Source organism: uncultured Proteiniphilum sp. (assembly GCF_937873925.1).
Taxonomy (GTDB): domain Bacteria; phylum Bacteroidota; class Bacteroidia; order Bacteroidales; family Dysgonomonadaceae; genus Proteiniphilum.
The window spans coordinates 1-3,256 of record NZ_CALNAT010000165.1; the positions used below are offsets into that span (position 1 = coordinate 1).

Sequence of the window (3,256 nt, forward strand, 5' to 3'; positions counted from 1 at the left end):
CAAAGACTACTTGACAATCGACTCATTATAGGTCTAAACCTCGCATTATTAAATAAAGACGCGAATGTAGGTTTTGATGATGTTTTCAGGTCGGCCATAGTAATGCCCCCCACGGCTCCAGTTTACGGGGAAGGAGACGATTATGACATGTATGGCGCTTATTTTCAAAATCGTGCCCACGAGCTTTTCAATCCGGTAGCCATCATCAATCAGAATCAAAATATAAGAAAGACAAGTAGAGCCACTTATAATATCCAAGGTGATCTAAAAGTCACTGGAGACATCACTACCTCTATCCGGTATGCGCATAATAATGAAAATATTACAAACAGTCAATATATCAGTAAATATAGCCTCTATGGTAGTGGAATAGATCGCGGTGGCTTGGCATCCCAAAGCAATTATAGCAATAAAAACGATTTGTTTGAGTTGACAGGAAATTATCTGAAATCAATTGACTTAATAAATATAAATGCTTTGGCTGGATATTCGTATCAGGATTTCACCTCAGAGTATTTTTATTTGCAAGCCGGAAATTTTCTTACCGATAAATTCTCTTTCAATAATTTAGCAGCAGCCCGGGATTTTGCTGATGGAAAAGCGAAAGCAGAAAGTAATAAGGAATCCAACAAATTAATTGCTTTTTTCGGGCGAATCAATTTAAGTGCCGACAACACCTATTTTTTGATGGCCTCGCTTCGTCGGGAAGGTTCTTCCCGTTTTGGCGAGGGGAACAAATGGGGTAACTTCGTGGGATTGAGTACCGGCGTAGATATTAACCGTATCTTAAACATCCCTTTTACTGATCAATTAAAATTGAGAGGTAGCTACGGGTTGACTGGTGCTTTACCGGCCCAAAGCTATTTATCAAAACAAATTTATGGACCCGGTAATAATTTGGAATACTATCTCTACAAGGATCAATTTACACCTGTGTATTTACCCCAGAGTAATCCCAATCCCGATCTTAAGTGGGAAACAAAATCAGAGATTGACTTTGGAGTAGACTTCAGTATGTTCAATTCACGTTTAACAGGTAGTATTGATTATTATAACCGTAAAACGTCGGATGCGCTAATTACATTAAATGTTCCCGTTCCTCCTAATTTATTCCCCACTTCCGTTTTAAACGCCGGAGAACTTCAAAATCGGGGATTTGAAATAGGAATGACTTATGATGTTGTTAGAACAAATAACTTTTCGTGGAGTACCTCTTTAACCCACTCAACCAATTCTTCGAAGATTATTTCACTTTCAATGGGTGATATCCAATATGGCATCAGAGAAGTTGGCGGATTACCGGCACCTCTCACGGGGAACGTGGTACGTGTTCAGGAAGGAAAGCCTTTGGGACAGATGATAGGTTGGATATACGAAGGCGTTAAGAGTGACGGCTCTTATAATTTAAAGGATATAGATGACAATGGAGTAATTAACGAACGCGACGTAGACGTAATCGGACGAGGACTACCCAAAGGTGAATTTGGATTTGGGAACACCCTTACTTATAGAAATTTCGATTTAAACTTTTTCTTTAGGGGGGTATACGGGCATGATTTAGTTAATCTCCACCGTACAATGTTTGAACAAGTATCACGTATAAGTACTTATAATTTGATCAAGACAAATTATTTTCAACCCGAATATAAAGGTCCCGTAGCTTATAATAGTCATTATGTAGAAAATGCTTCTTTTATCAAGCTGGATAATTTATCATTAGGATACAATTTTAAATTGTCGTCTCAATCAATTATATCTCAGGCCAGATTATATATTACGGGGCAAAACCTGTTTTACATCACGGACTATTCCGGGGTAGATCCGGAACCTCGTTACTCTTACGAAGGAAATGTTCTTGCTCCTGGGATTGAGCCTCTTAATAGCTGGGTAACAACACGAACATTTACACTGGGTGTAAATCTAACTTTCTAAAAAACTACCTTATGAAAATCAATAGTATACATATAATTCCTCTATTTATTAAAAAGATAATTCTTTTTTCCGGATTACTTTCCTTGCTGTTCAGCTCCGCCTGTACGAACTTGGATGAAACACTATATAGCCAGTTAGACAATGACAATTTCTTGCAAACGGAGGAAGAAATCTCCTCCGCATTGGGTGCTATCTACAGTGGATTAAGAACATTTCAACGAAACGACCACTTGTGGACAATATATTGTACAACCGATGAAGTTGCGATTCCTGGCAGAACAGGAGGAGATTGGGCAGGTGATGGCCAAGACCAACAGATGACTGACCACAAGTGGATCTCCAATAATCGTTTTTTTAAAGGAACATGGATAGCATTTTTCGCGCAAGTAAATACGTGCAACCGGTTAATATATCAACTGGAACAAATTGACTCTCAGAAATACGCTACCTATATATCCGAAGTGAAGATAGTAAGAGCATTATGGTATTTATGGCTGATTGACATGTGGGGAAATGTTCCCATTGTTGATCGGTTCGATGTCCCTGATGGTTATCTACCTACAACCAATACTAGAAAAGAGGTGTATGATTTTATAGAAAAAGAGGTTAACGCGAACATCTCTAATCTTACTAAAGAAAAGAGTTCGATAACGTATGCAAGGGCAGATTATTGGACAGCGAAAGCTATTCTGGCAAAATTATATCTTAATGCCAAAGTATATACGGGAGTTGCTGAATATCAGAAGGCATTGGATGCTTGCAACGACATCATCAATTCCAATGTATTCGCGATGAGTACTACTTATCGTGAGAACTTCATATCAAAAAATGAAAATTCCACGGAAGCAATACTGGCCATTCCCTTTGATGACATATATACTGAATGGGGTTGGATATTGCCTCTTGTATCGTTACACTATTCCAGTCAGCAAACATTCAATCTGACTAATGGGCCATGGAATGGGCTTTCTGTTCAAACTGAATTCTTTTACATGTATGAAGACGGGGATATACGAAAAGAAAACAATTTCCTTTGGGGTGCGCAATATAGCTCTACGGGCGAACCTTTAATCGATAACGGATACGAGAAAGAGTTAGATCCGGACGGACCGCAGATACATTTTACCCCGGAATTTGTTTCCTTGTACAATACCATCCGGCAATCGGGAGTAAGAATAAAAAAATGGGAAATAGAGATGGGCGGGAATGGTTTTTTAAATAGCGATTTCTCTGTTTTCCGTTATACAGATATTCTACTTATGAAAGCTGAGATCCTGTGGCGCATGAATCCGGCGGTATTCGGCTGGGTAATGCTGTTTGTTCT

At 38.9% G+C, this 3,256-nt stretch carries 2 protein-coding genes; both read left to right on the forward strand.

What is annotated here, in order from left to right:
- Window positions 1-1,932, forward strand: a 1,932-nt coding sequence (locus tag Q0502_RS11230) for a TonB-dependent receptor (protein WP_298650764.1), incomplete at its 5' end; no start/stop codon positions are given.
- A gap of 11 nt (window positions 1,933-1,943) precedes the next feature.
- Window positions 1,944-3,256 (forward strand): RagB/SusD family nutrient uptake outer membrane protein (locus tag Q0502_RS11235; protein ID WP_298650766.1); only part of this gene is annotated, 1,313 nt, incomplete at its 3' end.